The sequence below is a fragment of the Xanthomonas sp. MLO165 genome, from assembly GCF_018831305.1.
Taxonomy (GTDB): domain Bacteria; phylum Pseudomonadota; class Gammaproteobacteria; order Xanthomonadales; family Xanthomonadaceae; genus Xanthomonas; species Xanthomonas arboricola.
This window is the reverse complement of the sequence record NZ_CP029263.1, coordinates 1,010,516-1,024,955: the sequence shown is the minus strand read 5'-3', so window position 1 is coordinate 1,024,955 and position 14,440 is coordinate 1,010,516. Positions and strand designations below refer to the sequence as shown.

Sequence of the window (14,440 nt, the reverse complement as noted above, 5' to 3'; positions counted from 1 at the left end):
AAATCTCCGTGTGGTTGAGGGGGTTGCCGCATCGGGCGAGCGCAGTATCGAAACCAAGCGGCCCCAACAATTCTGCCGACTGGCATATACTCAAATATGCTGATCGGCCTAGAGCGAACTCATGGAAACCCCTACCAATGCTGGAGATTGGCGCCTGACGCTACGCCGCGAAGCATCCGACAGCGCACGCTGGCAGGCGCTCTGGGAGGTCGCGGTGGCGCTGCGTCAGGCACAGACGCCGGAACAGGCCTGCGACGCGGTACTGGGCCGGGTGCTGCTGTTGCTGGGCCTGGAACATGGCGCGGTGCTGGCACAGCGTGGGCCACGCGCGCAGGTGCTGGCCAGCCGCGGCCGCGCATTGCCGCCCGGTGCCAGCGCAGCCGGCGACAGTCATGAAGCGGCCTGGCTGATGCCACCGCGCCCGGCCGATATCCGCGAGGCCAAGGTGCCGATCCAGGCGCTGGGCAGCACCCTGGGCATGCTGTGCGTGGCCTGGAACGACACCCGTCCCGCCCCCGGCAACGACGATGTGCAGGCGCTGCAGGCCTTCGCATTGCTGCTGCCGGCGATGGTGGCCGAACCGGCCAGACCGATCGCCACGCGTCGGCGCAAGCCGGTGCAGGACGACCGCCTCACCGCGCTCAGCAAGCGCGAGAAACAGGTACTGTCCCTGCTGCCGCGCGGCCTCACCAATGCGACGCTGGCAGCTGAACTGGGGATTTCTCCCGGCACGGTCAAAGTGCATGTGGAGCGAATCCTGCAGAAACTTGAGGTAAAAGATCGCACCCAGGCCGCGGTGTACGCGGTCCAAGCCGGACTCGCGCTATGAATGCAATGGCGGTGCGTTGGAACGATTGGCCGATCACCCGCAAGAGCCTGGCGGTGGTGACCCTGCCCCTGCTGCTGCTGGCGGTGGCCCTGATGGCGATCTACAGCGTGGAGCGGCAGAACATCGCCGCCGAAAACGATGTGCGGCAGACGCTGGAGGTGTTGAGCGATCTGTACGAAGCACACGCGCTATTGGCCGAAACCGCGGCCGGCGTGCGCGGGTATCGGCTGGTGCGCCGCGATGAATTCCTTACCCCATACCGCGATGCCGAGCCGCGCCTGCAACGGGTGGCCGAGCGGCTGTCGCAACGCATCACCGACCCGGGGCAGGCGCAACGGTTTGCGCGCATCAAACCGTTGTTTGCGGAAAAGATGCAGGGGTGGCGCCGGTTGCTGGCACCGGATCTGAGCCGCGAAGAAGAGATCCGCCAGCTGTGGGACGGCAAGTACAAGCTCGACATCCTGCGTGCCGAACTGCGCGAACTGCGCAATTACGAAACCGCGCAATTGCAGCTACGTACCGCCAAGGCGCAGGGGCTGCGCCAGCGCAATCTCATCATCACTTTAAGTGCGGCGATGCTGGGCGGCCTGGGCGCGGTGTTCGCGGTGGCGTGGTTCGCCTCGGCACTTTCCGGGCGCCTGCGCACGCTGGCCGCCAATGCCGACCGGCTGGGCGAAGGCCTGCCGCTGGCGCCGCAACCGCGCGCCGGCGACGAGCTGGGCCAGGTCGGCCAGCGCCTGGCGCAGGCCAGCGAACTGCTCGCCGCACGTGCCGCCGAAGCGCAACTGGCACGGCGCGAGGCAGAAACCGCCAACCGCGCAAAGACCGAATTCCTGTCGCGCAGCAGCCACGAATTGCGCACGCCGCTCAATGCGATCCTGGGCTATGCGCAGGTGCTGGAAATGGATCTGCCCGAGCCCGGGCATCGCCGTCATCTGCAGCATATTCTCGGCGCCGGCCGGCACCTGCTGGGGCTGATCACCGAGCTGCTGGACATTGCGCGGATCGAAGCCGACCAACTGGATCTGAGCCCGGAGCCGGTCTCGGTGCGCGCGGCCGTCCACGAGGCACTGGGCCTGATCGCCCCGGACGCGGACAAGCACGGCATCGCGCTGCAGCCGGCTGCCATCGACGGGCCGTGGACGGTGCGCGCCGATGCGCAGCGACTGCGCCAGGTATTGCTCAACCTGCTGTCTAACGCGGTCAAGTTCAATCGCACCGGCGGCCAGGTGCAGGTGAGCGCGCGGCCGGATGGCGAGCAGGTGCGCATCACGGTCGCCGACCAGGGCGCGGGCCTGACGCCGGCGCAGATCGAGCGGCTGTTCACGCCGTTCGAGCGGCTGGGTGCCGAGCGCTCGGCGGTGGAAGGCACCGGCCTGGGCCTGGCACTGAGCAAGCGGCTGATCGAGGCGATGGGCGGTCGTATCGGCGTGGACAGCAGCCGCGATGGCGCGCGCTTCTGGATCTCGCTGCCGCAGGGCGAACCGCAACGCAGCGAGCCGGCACGCGCCATCGTGCCGCCGAGTAACGCGGGCACGGGCGTGTGCCGGCTGCTGAGCATCGAAGACAACCCGTCCAACCAGGCCCTGATCCGCACCCTCAGCGAACGCCGCCCGCAATGGCAGCTGCTGGAAGCGGCCAGCCTGGCGCAGGCGCGCGCGCTGCTGCAGCACGGCGTGCCGGATCTGATCCTGCTGGACCTGCATCTGAGCGACGGCAACGGCGAAGAGCTGCTGCGCGAGCTGCAGGCGCAGCCGGCCACCGCCGGCGTGCCGGTGGTGGTGATCAGTGCCGATGCCACCACCGCCACCCTGGCGCGCGTCGGCAATCAGGGCGTGCGCGCGTATCTGACCAAGCCGCTCGATGTGGCGGAATTCTTCACTGTGATCGACGGGCTGCTGGCATGACACGCGACGAAATCCTGGGTTCCCGCATCCTCATCGTCGACGACGAGCCGGCCAATGTGCGGCTGCTCGAAGACCTGCTGCAGCGCGAGGGCTTCCAGCAGGTCATCGCCACCACCGACCCATTGCGGGTGATGGGGCTGGTGTCGGCATTCGCGCCGGACCTGATCCTGCTGGATCTGAAGATGCCGGAACTCGACGGCTATGCACTGCTGGAACAACTGGCGCGGCTGTCCGATCCCGGCCACTTCCTGCCGGTGATCGTGCTCACCGCCGACCCCAGCCGCAGCGCGCGCCATCGCGCCCTGGGCCTGGGCGCCAAGGACTTCCTGACCAAGCCGTTGGACACCTTCGAGGTCGCGCTGCGGGTCTGGAACGTGGCCGAAACTACCGTGCTGTTCAAACGCCTGCGGGCGCTGGCCGCACCGGATGCGGCGCCGCCAGGGTGGCGCCAGCCGGAATGACGCGCGCACATCGTAGGAGCGCACCCGGGCGCGACCGGAGCTTTGCCGATAACACCAGCGTAGGAGCGCACCCGGGCGCGACGTGGCTGTGCCGATGAACGCCACGTCGCGCCCGGGTGCGCTCCTGCGACGGGCGCTGCGCTACAGCGCGCGGGTGACCTCGCCGCACAGGCCGATCTCTGCCAGTACCGCCTGTGCCTGGCTCAGGTGCAGGTCGGCCACGCAGACCTGCAGCACGCCGAAGGCAGGCAGTTCCCCGGCACCGCCCAAGAGCGACTCGCCGAACACGAAAGCGGTGATGCCGGCATCCTCCAGCGCGTGCTTGGCCAGATGCGCGTCGATGATGTGACTGGCGCGATACGCGATCTGCATGTCAGCCGCGCTCCAGGCGTTCGCGCGCGGCGTCCTGCTTCCACTCGCGCAGTGCCGGCAGCGCATCCAGTGCGGCCAGGTAATCGCCGGCAGCCTCGAACAACGGCACGCCGTAGCTGGCAAAACGCAGCGCGACCGGGGCGAACATCGCATCGACAATGCCGAAATCGCCGCACAGGAACTGCCCGGCATGGCCGTGTTCGGCGCGCAGGCTGGCCCACAGCGCCTGGATGCGGGTGATGTCGCGCTCGGCAGCCGCGTCCCAGCGGGCCGGGCCAGGCGCGCGGGCCAGGTTCATCGGCAGCTGGGTGCGCAAGTCCACAAAGCCCGAGTGCATTTCCGCCGCCGCCGCGCGTGCCTGCGCCCGCACCGACAGCTCGGCCGGCCAGCCGCGGCCATCCAGCCAGCGTTCGTTGACGTATTCGCAGATCGCCAGCGAATCCCAGACATGCAGGGTGTCGTCCCATAGCACCGGCACCTTGCGGGTGGGCGAATAACCGGCGATGCGGGCCTGGAATTGCGGCGTATCCAGCGGCAGCGCGATCTCTTCGAACGGTACCTGGAAATGCCGCAGCAGCAGCCACGGGCGCAGCGACCAGGAGGACAGGGTCTTGTCGCCGATCACCAGGCGGGGCAAAGGCATGCGTGGGGCACTCCGAAGGATCGCCGCAGCGTACGCGCCGGCGGCGGTGCCGGCCAGCCCGCCGTGCCGCCTGCCGATGGCAGCCGGCCTGGCTGCGGCCAGCCATGCAGGCCCCCGGCAGCAAGGCGCTTGCGCGCAGGACCACCGCGCGCAGGTGGCGCGCGATGGCCGGCCCCGACACGCCGCCTACCCCTAACCGGTGCCACCGCCTAAACTTGCGGTTTACCTATTGCTGATGCGCGCATGTCCGAGACCCTAGCCACCGACGCCACCGCCCCGGCGGAGAAGAAAGACTTCATCCGCCAGATCGTCCGCGAGGATCTGGCCAGCGGCAAGCACACGGTCATCCGCACCCGCTTCCCGCCCGAGCCCAACGGCTATCTGCATATCGGCCACGCCAAGGCGATCTGCCTGGATTTCGGCCTGGCCGCCGAGTTCGGCGGGCTGTGCAATCTGCGCCTGGACGACACCAACCCGGCCAAGGAAGACCCCGAGTTCGTGGTCGCCATCCAGGACGACGTGCGCTGGCTGGGGTTCGAGTGGGCGCAGCTGCGCCACGCATCGGATTATTTCCAGGTGTATTACCTGGCCGCGGAAAAACTGATCCGCGACGGCCATGCCTTCGTCTGCGACCTGTCCGCCGAGCAGGTGCGCGAATACCGCGGCACGCTGACCGAGCCCGGCCGCAATTCGCCGTTCCGCGAGCGCAGCGTCGAGGAAAACCTGGACCTGTTCCGGCGCATGCGTGCCGGCGAATTCCCCGATGGCGCACGCACCCTGCGCGCCAGGATCGACATGGCCAGCGGCAACATCAACCTGCGCGACCCGGCGCTGTACCGCATCAAGCATGTCGAGCATCAGAACACCGGCAATGCGTGGCCGATCTATCCGATGTACGACTTCGCGCATTCGCTGGGCGATGCGGTGGAAGGCATCACCCATTCGCTGTGCACGCTGGAATTCGAAGACCACCGCCCGCTCTACGACTGGTGCGTGGACAAGGTGGACCTGGCCGCGCATCCGGAGCTGCTGCAGCCGCTGCTGGACAAGGGCCTGCCGCGCGAGGCCGCCAAGCCGCGCCAGATCGAGTTCTCGCGCCTGAACATCAACTACACGGTGATGAGCAAGCGCAAGCTCACCGCGCTGGTGGAAGAACAGCTGGTGGACGGCTGGGACGACCCGCGCATGTACACGCTGCAGGGCCTGCGCCGGCGCGGCTATACGCCGGCGGCGATGCGCCTGTTCGTGGACCGGGTGGGGATCAGCAAGCAGAACTCGCTGATCGATTTCTCGGTGCTGGAAGGCTGCCTGCGCGAGGACCTGGATGCGGCCGCGCCGCGCCGCATGGCCGTGGTCGACCCGCTCAAGCTGGTGCTGACCAATCTGCCGGAAGGCCACAGCGAGACGCTGAGCTTTTCCAACCATCCCAAGGACGAATCCTTCGGCACGCGCGAGGTGCCGTTCTCACGCGAGCTGTGGATCGAGCGCGAGGATTTTGCCGAAGTCCCGCCCAAGGGCTGGAAGCGCCTGGTGCCCGGCGGCGAGATCCGCCTGCGCGGCGCAGGCATTGCGCGCGTGGACGAGGTGATCAAGAACGACGCAGGCGAGATCGTCGAGCTGCGTGGCTGGCTGGACCCGGAGTCGCGTCCGGGCATGGAAGGCGCCAACCGCAAGGTCAAGGGCACCATCCATTGGGTCAGCGCCGCGCATGCGGTGGAAGCGGAAATCCGCCTGTACGACCGCCTGTTCTCGGTGGAAAAGCCCGATGACGAGTCCGAGGGCAAGACCTACCGCGACCATCTCAACCCCGAGTCCAAGCGCAGCGTGCGCGGCTACGTGGAGCCGAGCGCGGCACAGGCAGCGCCCGAGCAGTCGTTCCAGTTCGAGCGTACCGGCTACTTCGTTGCCGATCGCCGCGACCATAGCGCCGCCACGCCGGTGTTCAACCGCAGCGTGACCCTGCGCGACACCTGGGCCAAGTGAGTCAGACCGCGCCGGATGCCAGCCATCCGGCGCGGGAACGGCAGCAGGCAGCCGCAGCGAGGCCTGCGGCGATCGGCGCACCCATTGTGGTCATCACGCGTGATGCAGCCAGCGGGGACGGCGCCTTAGAGCGGTATCTTCTGAGTTGATGAACAAGCGCAATGGAGACTGCCTGCCGCACTTCGTTGCATGCTGCATGGCATGAAGGAGCAGCACGATGCGTGAGCGCTTGATGGTGGGTGTTGCCTGCGGCATCGGCGCAGGTGCGTTATGGGGACTGGTGTTTCTGGCGCCGCAGTTGCTGGCGGCGTTCACGCCGTTGCAACTGGCCGTGGCCCGTTACCTGTCGTATGGCGCGGTCGCAGCCCTGGTGCTGGCACCGCGCGCGCGCCAGACCGCTGCGCGGCTGGGGCGCACCGAATGGTGGGCGCTGGTGCGTCTGAGCCTGCTGGGCAACCTGATCTACTACGTGCTGCTCAGCAGCGCGGTGCAGTGGGCCGGCAGTGCGGCGACCGCACTGATCATCGGCCTGCTGCCGGTGGTGGTCACAGTGATCGGTACGCGGGCCGCAGGCGCGGTGCAACTGCGACGCCTGGCCGCGCCCTGCGTGTTGTGCGTCATCGGCGTGGCGCTGGTCGCCCTGGACACCTTGCAGCACGATGCCGCTCACCACGCCAGCGATCGCGCCACCCGCATCGCCGGCCTGCTGTGCGCAGTCGGTGCGCTGGTGTCGTGGTCGGCCTATTCCATCGGCAATGCGCGCTGGCTGCGGCGGCGCCCGGACCTGTCAGGTGGCGATTGGTCGCTGCTGACCGGCGTGGTCACCGGCGCATTGGCGCTGTTGTTGGCGCCGGCCGCACTGATCGGCAGCGCGCCACATGCGCCGATCGACTGGGCCAGTTTCTGGGGCATCTCGCTGTTGCTGGGTATCCTGGCGTCGGTAATCGGCAACGCCTTGTGGAACCGGGCCAGCCGGGTGCTGCCGCTGACTCTGGTTGGCCAGATGATCGTATTCGAGACGGTCTTTGCGTTGCTGTACGGCTTTGCCTGGGAAATGCGCCTGCCCACGCCACTGGAGCTGGCCGCCATCGCCTGCCTGCTGGTCGGCGTGCTGTGGTGCGCAGCACTGCATGCGGAAGCGAAATGACGCCGGCACCTGATGCACGCAGCGGCCTAGATTGCAGGCTGTGTCCGCCAGCAACGCCGCCATGTGCCTCCCACAACCATGTCCACGCCCGCCTGCAAACACGCTGCGCAGCGCGGTGTTTTCCCTGTCGTTCGGCCTGGCGGCCTGCTCGCCGCAGCCACCCGTCTCGAACGCGGTGACCCCGGCCGAGGTGTTCTGCACGCTTCTTCCGGGCCGGCCAGATGACGATCTGCCCAGCGATCGCCGCGACGAAAGCATGCAGCAACTGGACCTTGCCACGCGCTGCCACCTGGCGCTGCGCAGACAGCGTTGACTGCATTGAGGCTGCAGGCGTGTTGCGGTCGCACGCCGCGCCCCGGCCAGCGTCGTCAGCCGCAACGCGCGCAGGGCCCCGATCCCCGGGTTTTCCGTAGCTGATCCAGCCCGCGCCACATTCCGCGCATCCGGGGCTTACCATGGCCGCTCACCTGTCCTGATCGGAGCGGCCGCATGTCCCGTCTTTTGTCCCGGTGTCTGAGCACGCTGTTGCTGCTGGCCTGCCTGGTGTCGATCGGCTGCGTGGCCGCACCGCCGGCCGATACCGCCGCGCCGCCTCCGGCGACCGACTCGGCAAGCGGCCCGGCCACCGGCAAACCGGTCACCGTGACCACCACCTGCCGCACCGACGCCGATTGCACGGTGAAGAACGTGGGCAACTGCTGCGGCGCCTTCCCGGCCTGCGTCAACGTCAACAGTGCCACCGACCCCAAAGGCGTGATGGCGCAGTGCCAGGCCAGCGGCATGATGAGCGTGTGCGGCTTCCGCGAGATCAGCGCCTGCCAGTGCGTGGCCGGGCAATGTGCCGCAAAGGACGCCCAGGCCGATACACTGCGCCCCGCTCCCCCCTCTACAGAAATGGTCCACTGATGCTTTACGCGCAAGTCCACCTCACGCTGCCCGACTGGATCCACGCGCATGTCGACGACAGCCGCGCCTATCCCAGCGACGAGGACAAGGTGGCGCTGGCAATCGAACTGTCGCGGATGAATGTGCAAGAGCGCAGCGGCGGCCCGTTCGGTGCGGTCGTGTTCGGCCCGGACCACCGCATCATCGCCGCGGCGGTGAACCGCGTGGTGCCGCAGACCACCTCGCTGGCGCATGCCGAAAACATGGCCTACATGCTCGCGCAGCAGCGCCTGCAGACGCCGCGCCTGAACGATGTGCTGTCGCCAGTGACGCTGGCCACCTCCGCGCAGCCGTGCTGCCAGTGCTACGGCGCCACGGTGTGGGCCGGCATCGACCGCCTGCTGATCGGCGCACGCGCCGAAGACGTGATGGCGCTGACCGAATTCGACGAAGGCCCGTTGCCTGCCGACTGGGTGGGCGAGCTCACCCGCCGCGGCATCGAGGTAGTGCGCGACGTGCATCGCGATCAGGCCTGCGCGGTACTGCGCAACTATGGCGAGGGCGGCGGTGACCATTATTGATCTGCCCCGCAGCGATCGCGCACGCCAGGCACTGCGATGAGCGGCCTGCTGTGTTACTGCCGCCAGGGCTTCGAGCCGGAGCTGGCCGCCGAGTTGAGCGCGCGCGCCGCATTCGTCGGCATCGCCGGCTATGCGCGTACCCAGCGCAACGACGGCTATGTGCTGTTCGTCTGCGATGAGGCCGCACAACTGGCTGCCAGGCTGCACTGGCGCGAGCTGATCTTCGCGCGGCAGAAGCTGGTGGTGATTGCCGAACTCAAGGGCATCGACCCCAAGGACCGCATCACGCCGATCCTGGCCGCATTGGAAGGCCAGCCGCGTTTCGGCGATCTGTGGGTGGAACACCCGGATTCGGACGCGGGCAAGCCGCTGGCAGGGCTGGCACGCAGCTTCGGCAACGCCTTGCGTCCGGCCTTGCGCAAGGCCGGCCTGCTCACCGACAAGCCGCAGCCGCGCCTGGCACGGCTGCACATCTGTTTTCTCGATGGCGACCACGCCTTGCTGGCGGTGGCAGATAGTGCCGACAGCGCGCCCTGGCCTCTGGGCATTCCACGTTTGAAGCTGTTGCCGGAGGCGCCATCGCGCTCGGCGCTCAAACTCGACGAAGCCCTGCTCACCCTGCTCGCACCGGACGAACGCGAAGCGCTGGTCAAGCCCGGCATGCGCGCCGCCGATCTGGGCGCAGCCCCCGGCGGCTGGACCTGGGTGCTGACCCGCCAGCATGTGCATGTCACCAGCGTCGACAACGGCCCGCTACGCGATCATGTGCTGGAAACCGGCCTGGTCGAGCATCTGCGTGCCGACGGCTTTCATTGGAAGCCTGCGCAGGCGCTGGACTGGATGGTCTGCGACATGGTCGAGCAACCGCGCCGCGTGGCCGAACGCATGGCCACCTGGATCCGCGAAGGCTGGTGCCGCAACACCATCTTCAACCTCAAGCTGCCGATGAAAAAGCGCTGGGACGAGACCCGCCTGTGCCTGGACCTGTTCGAGCAGCAGGCCGAGAAATCGCTGATCGTGCGTGCCAAGCAGCTGTATCACGATCGTGAGGAGATCACGGTGTTGGCGATGCGGGGTTGAGAGCGGGGAATCGGGAATCGGGATTGGGGAATCGTAAGAGCGGGGGATTGGTGGCGTTGTTGCTGTGGGTACTGGCGGGTATCGCATTACTTGGTGTGGCGTTCCACATCAGCGCAGTCGGCAGTGCTGGCAGTCCGGCGTGATTGATCGGCAGCCACTTTCGGTGCTGGACTGCACGGCCCTTGGGGATTTCATCGTGGCAGGCTGGTGCGCGCCAGCCTGCTCGCTTGGCTTCGGCGCCTGCTCCGTCGATTGACGGAGCTTAGGCGCGATCAGAGCACGATTCGCTTGCTGCCCTCGCGCGCCGAGCGGTAGATCGCATCGACGATGCGGATGTCGCGCAGGCCTTCTTCGCCGGGCGCACGCAGCGGGGTGCCATTGATGATCGCCAGCGCGTCCTCGTCCATCTGCAGTGCCTGCTGGTGCGGCACCTTGGCGTCGAACACGCGCCCGTCGCTGGCCTTGCCGGTCACGCCCTGGTAGCTCTGGAACGGCGACAACTCGTACCAGCCGCGTTCGCATTCGGCACGCAGCACGTTCATGTTGTTGCCGAAACTGGTCTTGCACGCGGCACGCACCGCGTTCGGGAATTCCAGGGTGAAGTCCATATGCTCGTCGACTTCGTCGAACAGCTCGGGGCGATCGGTCCAGCGCTTGGCGGTCACGGCCAACGGCTCGCTGCCCACCGTGTAGCGCGCGGCATTGAGCGGATACACGCCCATGTCGTACATCGCCCCGCCGCCGAACTGGGAGCGCAAGCGCCACGGACGGTCGGCCTTGGTCGCATCGTGATAGCCGTTGTACCCGGCCTCGGCGCGCACACGCTGCATTGCGCCGAACGGTTTTTCGCTGGCCATCGCGATCAGGCGACGCGTGTTGGGTTCGTGCTGCATGCGGTAACCGATGGTCAGCGCCACCTTGTTGCGCTTGCACGCCGCGATCATCGCCTCGCATTCGCCGGCATGCATCGCCATCGGCTTTTCGCACCAGACGTGCTTGCCGGCCGCCGCCGCGCGCAGCGTCAGCGGCGCATGCAGATGGGTCGGCGTGACGATGTAGACCACGTCGATGTCGTCGTTGTCGGCGATCCGGTCGAAGTTCTCGTAGTTGTAGACGTTGCGGTCGGCGATACCGTACTTGGCCTGCCACTGCGGAATCTTCGCGGGCGTGCCGGTGACGATGCCGGCCAGCCTGCAATGCTTGGTCAATGCCAGGCCCGGCGCGAGCTGTTCGCTGGCATAACTGCCCAGGCCGGCCAACGCCACGTTGAGCGGTTTGCCCGGCTTTTTCTTCGGCAATGCCCAGCCGGGCGCAGCAAGCAGGATGCCGGCACCGCCGAACGCGGCGAGCAAACGGCGACGTGTGATCGATTCCACGGACATGCAAACCTCCTTGGCAAGATTGAGAGCGGCTGACACCATCGCATGCGGTCGTCAGCGACGACGACACACTCGCACGGAGTGTCAGTGGGTACATGCCGCACCGCGCCCACTCACACTGCCCGCAGATGGGCGCAGTGCTGCTGTTGGTCGCTCGTCGGCCAATGCTGCCCGGGCACCTTACTTGATCGTGCGTGATCACCGCCATGGCCGCTGCGCACGTTCTGGCACACTGGCAACGATCCCATCTGGAGCATGCCGCATGACCGCTGTCGTACGCCGCCGTTTCCTGCCGTTGGCGTTGCTGTTGTCCAGCTCGCTGGCGACCGCTGCCGATGCGCCCTTCGTTGCGCGCGACCTGATCGGCGATGGCGCCTTCACCCACAATGCCGAAGGTCCTGCCGCCGGACCGGATGGCGCGCTCTATGCGGTGAATCTGGGCAAGGACGGCACCATCGCGCGCATTGCCCTGCACGCCGATGGCAGCGCCAAGGCAGAGATCTTCGTGACCCTGCCCGTGGGCAGTACCGGCAATGGCATCCGCTTCCGCGACGGGACGATGTACGTGGCCGACTTCACCGGCCACAAGATCCTGCAGGTGAACCTGCAGACGCGTGCGGTCAGCACCTTCGCCTCGCTGCCCGACGCCGACGGCCCCAACGATCTGGCGATTGCGCCCGATGGCAGCTTCTATGCAAGCGACCCGAACTGGAAGGACAACAGCGGCCGCCTGTGGCACATCAGCCGCGAGGGCGTCGTCACGTTGATCGAATCGGGCATGACCACGCCCAACGGGGTGGACGTCAGCCCCGACGGCAAGCATCTCTACGTCAACGAAAGCATGTCGCGCAAGGTATGGATATACGACCGCGTCGACGGCGGCCTGCGCAACAAGCGCCTGCTGATCAGCTTCCCGGACTTCGGCATGGATGGCATGCGTTGCGATGCCGACGGCAACCTCTATATCGCCCGCTACGATGCCGGGCAGATCGCGGTGGTCTCACCGCAGGGCAAGTTGCTGCGCACGGTCGCGTTGAAAGGCCGCAAGGCCAGCAACGTCGCGTTCGGCGGCACCGATGGCAAACAGGTGTTCGTCACCTTGCAGGATCGTGGCGCAGTTGAAACGTTCAGGTCCGATCGTCCGGGCCGCGAAACCGGACGCTGAAACTGCTGCGCGCGTCGCAACGGTTCTCAGGTCGCGCAACAGCGTCCTGGCATCCTGCAGGTCACCCGTGGAGGACTCCCCATGCAACCGATCGAACTCAAGGACGCGGCTGCCTTCGGCAACGAATTCCTGCGCCTGACCCTGCTGCAGGGATTCCAATCGCTGACCAAGCGCGATCTGGAATTGCTGATCTTCGTGCTGCTCGAACGCGACGGCGCCATCTCGCGCAACAGCTCCAACGCGATGGTCGCGCTGCAGCTGCGGGTGACCTCGGCCAAGGTCAAGGCGCTGCGTCGTGACGGCTATGCGCGCTGGCGCTCGCTGGTACCCGAGGAAGGCGACGCGGCAATGCAGCGCATCGTCGCCAACGTGCTCACCGAAGACAACCTGCGCTCCGGTGCCAAGCACGTCAGCGAGCGTAGCCGCAAGGAAGGCTTTCTGGCGGTACGCATCGAGCACCCGGACGATGCGCAGCAATTCGAACAGGCCATCCTGGATGTGGGTGCCTTGCCGGTGTACGAGCGCAATCGCGAAGTGGTCGCGGTACGCTTCGACACGCTGCTGAAAGTCGCCGAGCGCTGGGGCTATCTGCAACCGGATCCGCAGGCCACCGTGCGCGAACTGCAAAAGCTCACGCCCACCGCCGAAGAAGTGGCGGACCTGTTGAAGAAGGATATCGCGCAGGTGCGTTGGGAAGACGTACGGCGCGCGCTCAACAGCCTGGGCGCCAAGGCCGTGGCCAGCACTGCCGAGGGCGGTCTGAAGGGCTTGTTGAAGATCGTGTTTCCATTCATCCCCGGCTGAGCCGCTGTCCTGGATGCGGCGTGCGACGGTGTGCTGCGGCCATGGGTTCCGGTTGCCGATGCCGCATCGCGCACGCTGCACTGCCGTCAGCCCGAGCGCACGTTGCACACCTCAGGACGCCCGACAGCCTCTATGCTTGCGGGCTGTTCCACATCAGGGGGATCTGATGACCACCGTTCGTACCGTTTCGTTTTCCGTATTGCTGCTGCTCGGCGGCCACGCGCTCGCGCAACAGGCGCCGACGCCGGCCAGCAGCATGCCGCTGATCGATGTGCCCAATGTGATTCGCACCCAGCCGCTGTCCAGCGGCGAGGTCACCCATCAGGCGCAGCTGGAACGCCCGCGCGGCGAGTCCAGCGTGATCGTGCGCTCGATCCAGCCCAACAGCGTGGTCGGCAGCTACCGCATCGACTTCCAGGCCATGGATACCGACGGCGACGGCAGCATCAGCCGCGCCGAGGCACAGGCCAACCCGGCACTGGCCGATGAATTCGACGCGCTCGACACCCAGCACAGCGGCCACCTGAGCCGCGAACAGCTGGCCGGCTGGCTGATCCAGTAAGGCATTCGGCAGCATCGCAAACAGGGCCGCGCGCGTCCGCGCTACGCAGGCGCGCATGGCCCTTCGTTTATGACCGCCACAACCTCTTGCAGTGCCCGCTTCGGTCGGCTAGATTGTATTTAACGGATACAATTTGGATGGATCGATGAGCGCTCGCCTGGCCCTTGCCGCAGACCTTGGCTATCAATTGCAACTGGCGACCCTGGCCTCCAGCCACGCCGCGCGCCAGGAACTGGCCGAACTGCACCTGACCCCGGCGCGCGTCACCGCCTTGATCCACATCCGCGACCAGCCCGGCTGCGACCAGACCGAACTGGGCAACCGCCTGCTGGTCAATCGCGCTGCCGGCATGAAGATCGCCAACGCACTGGCCGAGCAGGGCCTGATCGAGCGCCTGGCCGGCCGCGACCGACGCAGCAAGGGTTTGTACCTCACCCCGCTTGGCGAGCGCACGCTCGGCACCGCGCAGGGCTGCCTGGCGCGGGCGGTCGCGCGCACCTGCACCGGCCTGCAGGCCAGCGAGCAGCAGACCTTGCTCCGCCTACTCTGCAAGTTGAACGCCAGCGCCACGTTGGAACGGGCAAACGTGCCGGACGCTGCGCTCGCCGAAGAACTGTGATTTCCACTCTATACCGACTCGAA

16 protein-coding genes are annotated in these 14,440 nt (G+C 67.1%); 13 read left to right on the top strand and 3 right to left on the bottom strand.

The genetic code is table 11. From position 1 onward, the window contains the following. Positions 1–121 precede the first annotated feature (121 nt). The 3 genes from DGN21_RS04340 to DGN21_RS04330 are packed head-to-tail and all read left to right on the top strand — an operon-like array spanning position 122 to position 3,197. Positions 122–829 carry a response regulator transcription factor gene (locus tag DGN21_RS04340; RefSeq protein ID WP_184577036.1) on the top strand — a complete coding sequence of 236 codons (708 nt, stop codon included), beginning with the start codon at positions 122–124 and terminating at the stop codon, positions 827–829. Further along, positions 826–2,736, top strand: coding sequence for an ATP-binding protein (locus DGN21_RS04335; RefSeq protein WP_024938255.1), 1,911 nt, complete (start codon positions 826–828; stop codon positions 2,734–2,736). The genes DGN21_RS04340 and DGN21_RS04335 overlap by 4 nt, the downstream gene beginning before the upstream one ends. Continuing rightward, positions 2,733–3,197 (top strand): response regulator, encoded by a 465-nt coding sequence (locus DGN21_RS04330; RefSeq protein WP_024938256.1) that lies wholly within the window; start codon positions 2,733–2,735, stop codon positions 3,195–3,197. The genes DGN21_RS04335 and DGN21_RS04330 overlap by 4 nt, the downstream gene beginning before the upstream one ends. 141 nt (positions 3,198–3,338) lie before the next feature. On the opposite strand, the gene DGN21_RS04325 is transcribed toward DGN21_RS04330, so the two are convergent. Further along, positions 3,339–3,569, bottom strand: coding sequence for a DUF2007 domain-containing protein (locus DGN21_RS04325; RefSeq protein WP_016900736.1), 231 nt, complete (start codon positions 3,567–3,569; stop codon positions 3,339–3,341). Between the two features lies 1 nt (position 3,570). After that, a complete protein-coding gene (locus DGN21_RS04320) occupies positions 3,571–4,212 on the bottom strand; it encodes a glutathione S-transferase family protein (RefSeq protein WP_102254739.1) in 642 nt (213 codons plus the stop codon). A gap of 243 nt (positions 4,213–4,455) precedes the next feature. On the opposite strand from DGN21_RS04320, the gene DGN21_RS04315 reads away from it, so the two are divergent. From DGN21_RS04315 to rlmM, 6 genes are all read left to right on the top strand, one after another. Then, positions 4,456–6,195, top strand: coding sequence for a glutamine--tRNA ligase/YqeY domain fusion protein (locus tag DGN21_RS04315; RefSeq protein WP_184577038.1), 1,740 nt, complete (start codon positions 4,456–4,458; stop codon positions 6,193–6,195). A gap of 217 nt (positions 6,196–6,412) precedes the next feature. Then, positions 6,413–7,342, top strand: a complete 930-nt coding sequence (locus DGN21_RS04310) for a DMT family transporter (protein WP_065032012.1) — start codon at positions 6,413–6,415, stop codon at positions 7,340–7,342. Positions 7,343–7,382: 40 nt separating this feature from the next. Beyond that, the gene (locus DGN21_RS04305; RefSeq protein WP_126966995.1) at positions 7,383–7,655 is read left to right on the top strand and encodes a hypothetical protein; all 273 of its coding nucleotides are present in this window, start codon (positions 7,383–7,385) and stop codon (positions 7,653–7,655) included. A gap of 176 nt (positions 7,656–7,831) precedes the next feature. After that, a complete protein-coding gene (locus DGN21_RS04300; protein WP_080689359.1) occupies positions 7,832–8,248 on the top strand; it encodes a hypothetical protein in 417 nt (138 codons plus the stop codon). Next, complete coding sequence (locus tag DGN21_RS04295; protein ID WP_024938261.1) at positions 8,248–8,808, top strand: nucleoside deaminase; 561 nt, start codon at positions 8,248–8,250, stop codon at positions 8,806–8,808. Before DGN21_RS04300 ends, DGN21_RS04295 begins: the two co-directional genes overlap by 1 nt. A 36-nt stretch (positions 8,809–8,844) precedes the next feature. After that, the gene (gene rlmM, locus DGN21_RS04290; protein ID WP_184457032.1) at positions 8,845–9,888 is read left to right on the top strand and encodes a 23S rRNA (cytidine(2498)-2'-O)-methyltransferase RlmM; all 1,044 of its coding nucleotides are present in this window, start codon (positions 8,845–8,847) and stop codon (positions 9,886–9,888) included. A gap of 272 nt (positions 9,889–10,160) precedes the next feature. Here rlmM and DGN21_RS04285 read toward each other — a convergent pair whose 3' ends face one another. Further along, positions 10,161–11,270 (bottom strand): Gfo/Idh/MocA family oxidoreductase, encoded by a 1,110-nt coding sequence (locus DGN21_RS04285; protein ID WP_184457034.1) that lies wholly within the window; start codon positions 11,268–11,270, stop codon positions 10,161–10,163. Positions 11,271–11,529: 259 nt separating this feature from the next. Between DGN21_RS04285 and DGN21_RS04280 the strand changes: the two genes are divergently transcribed. From DGN21_RS04280 to DGN21_RS04265, 4 genes are all read left to right on the top strand, one after another. Next, positions 11,530–12,432, top strand: coding sequence for an SMP-30/gluconolactonase/LRE family protein (locus tag DGN21_RS04280; protein WP_215825132.1), 903 nt, complete (start codon positions 11,530–11,532; stop codon positions 12,430–12,432). 81 nt (positions 12,433–12,513) lie between these two features. After that, positions 12,514–13,236, top strand: a complete 723-nt coding sequence (locus DGN21_RS04275) for a hypothetical protein (RefSeq protein WP_016900745.1) — start codon at positions 12,514–12,516, stop codon at positions 13,234–13,236. A gap of 166 nt (positions 13,237–13,402) precedes the next feature. Further along, positions 13,403–13,798: a hypothetical protein gene (locus tag DGN21_RS04270; protein ID WP_039530569.1), complete on the top strand. Its 396-nt coding sequence runs from the start codon at positions 13,403–13,405 to the stop codon at positions 13,796–13,798. 145 nt (positions 13,799–13,943) lie between these two features. Next, positions 13,944–14,417 (top strand): MarR family winged helix-turn-helix transcriptional regulator, encoded by a 474-nt coding sequence (locus tag DGN21_RS04265; RefSeq protein ID WP_024938266.1) that lies wholly within the window; start codon positions 13,944–13,946, stop codon positions 14,415–14,417. The last annotated feature ends 23 nt before the right edge of the window (positions 14,418–14,440 follow it).

What these genes read in the sequence shown, in the direction of transcription:
- DGN21_RS04340 (WP_184577036.1), top strand. Translation starts at nt 122, where the DNA reads ATGGAAACCCCTACCAATGCTGGAGATTGGCGCCTGACGCTACGCCGC.
- DGN21_RS04335 (WP_024938255.1), top strand. Translation starts at nt 826, where the DNA reads ATGAATGCAATGGCGGTGCGTTGGAACGATTGGCCGATCACCCGCAAG.
- DGN21_RS04330 (WP_024938256.1), top strand. Translation starts at nt 2,733, where the DNA reads ATGACACGCGACGAAATCCTGGGTTCCCGCATCCTCATCGTCGACGAC.
- DGN21_RS04325 (WP_016900736.1), bottom strand. Translation starts at nt 3,569, where the DNA reads ATGCAGATCGCGTATCGCGCCAGTCACATCATCGACGCGCATCTGGCC.
- DGN21_RS04320 (WP_102254739.1), bottom strand. Translation starts at nt 4,212, where the DNA reads ATGCCTTTGCCCCGCCTGGTGATCGGCGACAAGACCCTGTCCTCCTGG.
- DGN21_RS04315 (WP_184577038.1), top strand. Translation starts at nt 4,456, where the DNA reads ATGTCCGAGACCCTAGCCACCGACGCCACCGCCCCGGCGGAGAAGAAA.
- DGN21_RS04310 (WP_065032012.1), top strand. Translation starts at nt 6,413, where the DNA reads ATGCGTGAGCGCTTGATGGTGGGTGTTGCCTGCGGCATCGGCGCAGGT.
- DGN21_RS04300 (WP_080689359.1), top strand. Translation starts at nt 7,832, where the DNA reads ATGTCCCGTCTTTTGTCCCGGTGTCTGAGCACGCTGTTGCTGCTGGCC.
- DGN21_RS04295 (WP_024938261.1), top strand. Translation starts at nt 8,248, where the DNA reads ATGCTTTACGCGCAAGTCCACCTCACGCTGCCCGACTGGATCCACGCG.
- rlmM (WP_184457032.1), top strand. Translation starts at nt 8,845, where the DNA reads ATGAGCGGCCTGCTGTGTTACTGCCGCCAGGGCTTCGAGCCGGAGCTG.
- DGN21_RS04285 (WP_184457034.1), bottom strand. Translation starts at nt 11,270, where the DNA reads ATGTCCGTGGAATCGATCACACGTCGCCGTTTGCTCGCCGCGTTCGGC.
- DGN21_RS04280 (WP_215825132.1), top strand. Translation starts at nt 11,530, where the DNA reads ATGACCGCTGTCGTACGCCGCCGTTTCCTGCCGTTGGCGTTGCTGTTG.
- DGN21_RS04275 (WP_016900745.1), top strand. Translation starts at nt 12,514, where the DNA reads ATGCAACCGATCGAACTCAAGGACGCGGCTGCCTTCGGCAACGAATTC.
- DGN21_RS04270 (WP_039530569.1), top strand. Translation starts at nt 13,403, where the DNA reads ATGACCACCGTTCGTACCGTTTCGTTTTCCGTATTGCTGCTGCTCGGC.
- DGN21_RS04265 (WP_024938266.1), top strand. Translation starts at nt 13,944, where the DNA reads ATGAGCGCTCGCCTGGCCCTTGCCGCAGACCTTGGCTATCAATTGCAA.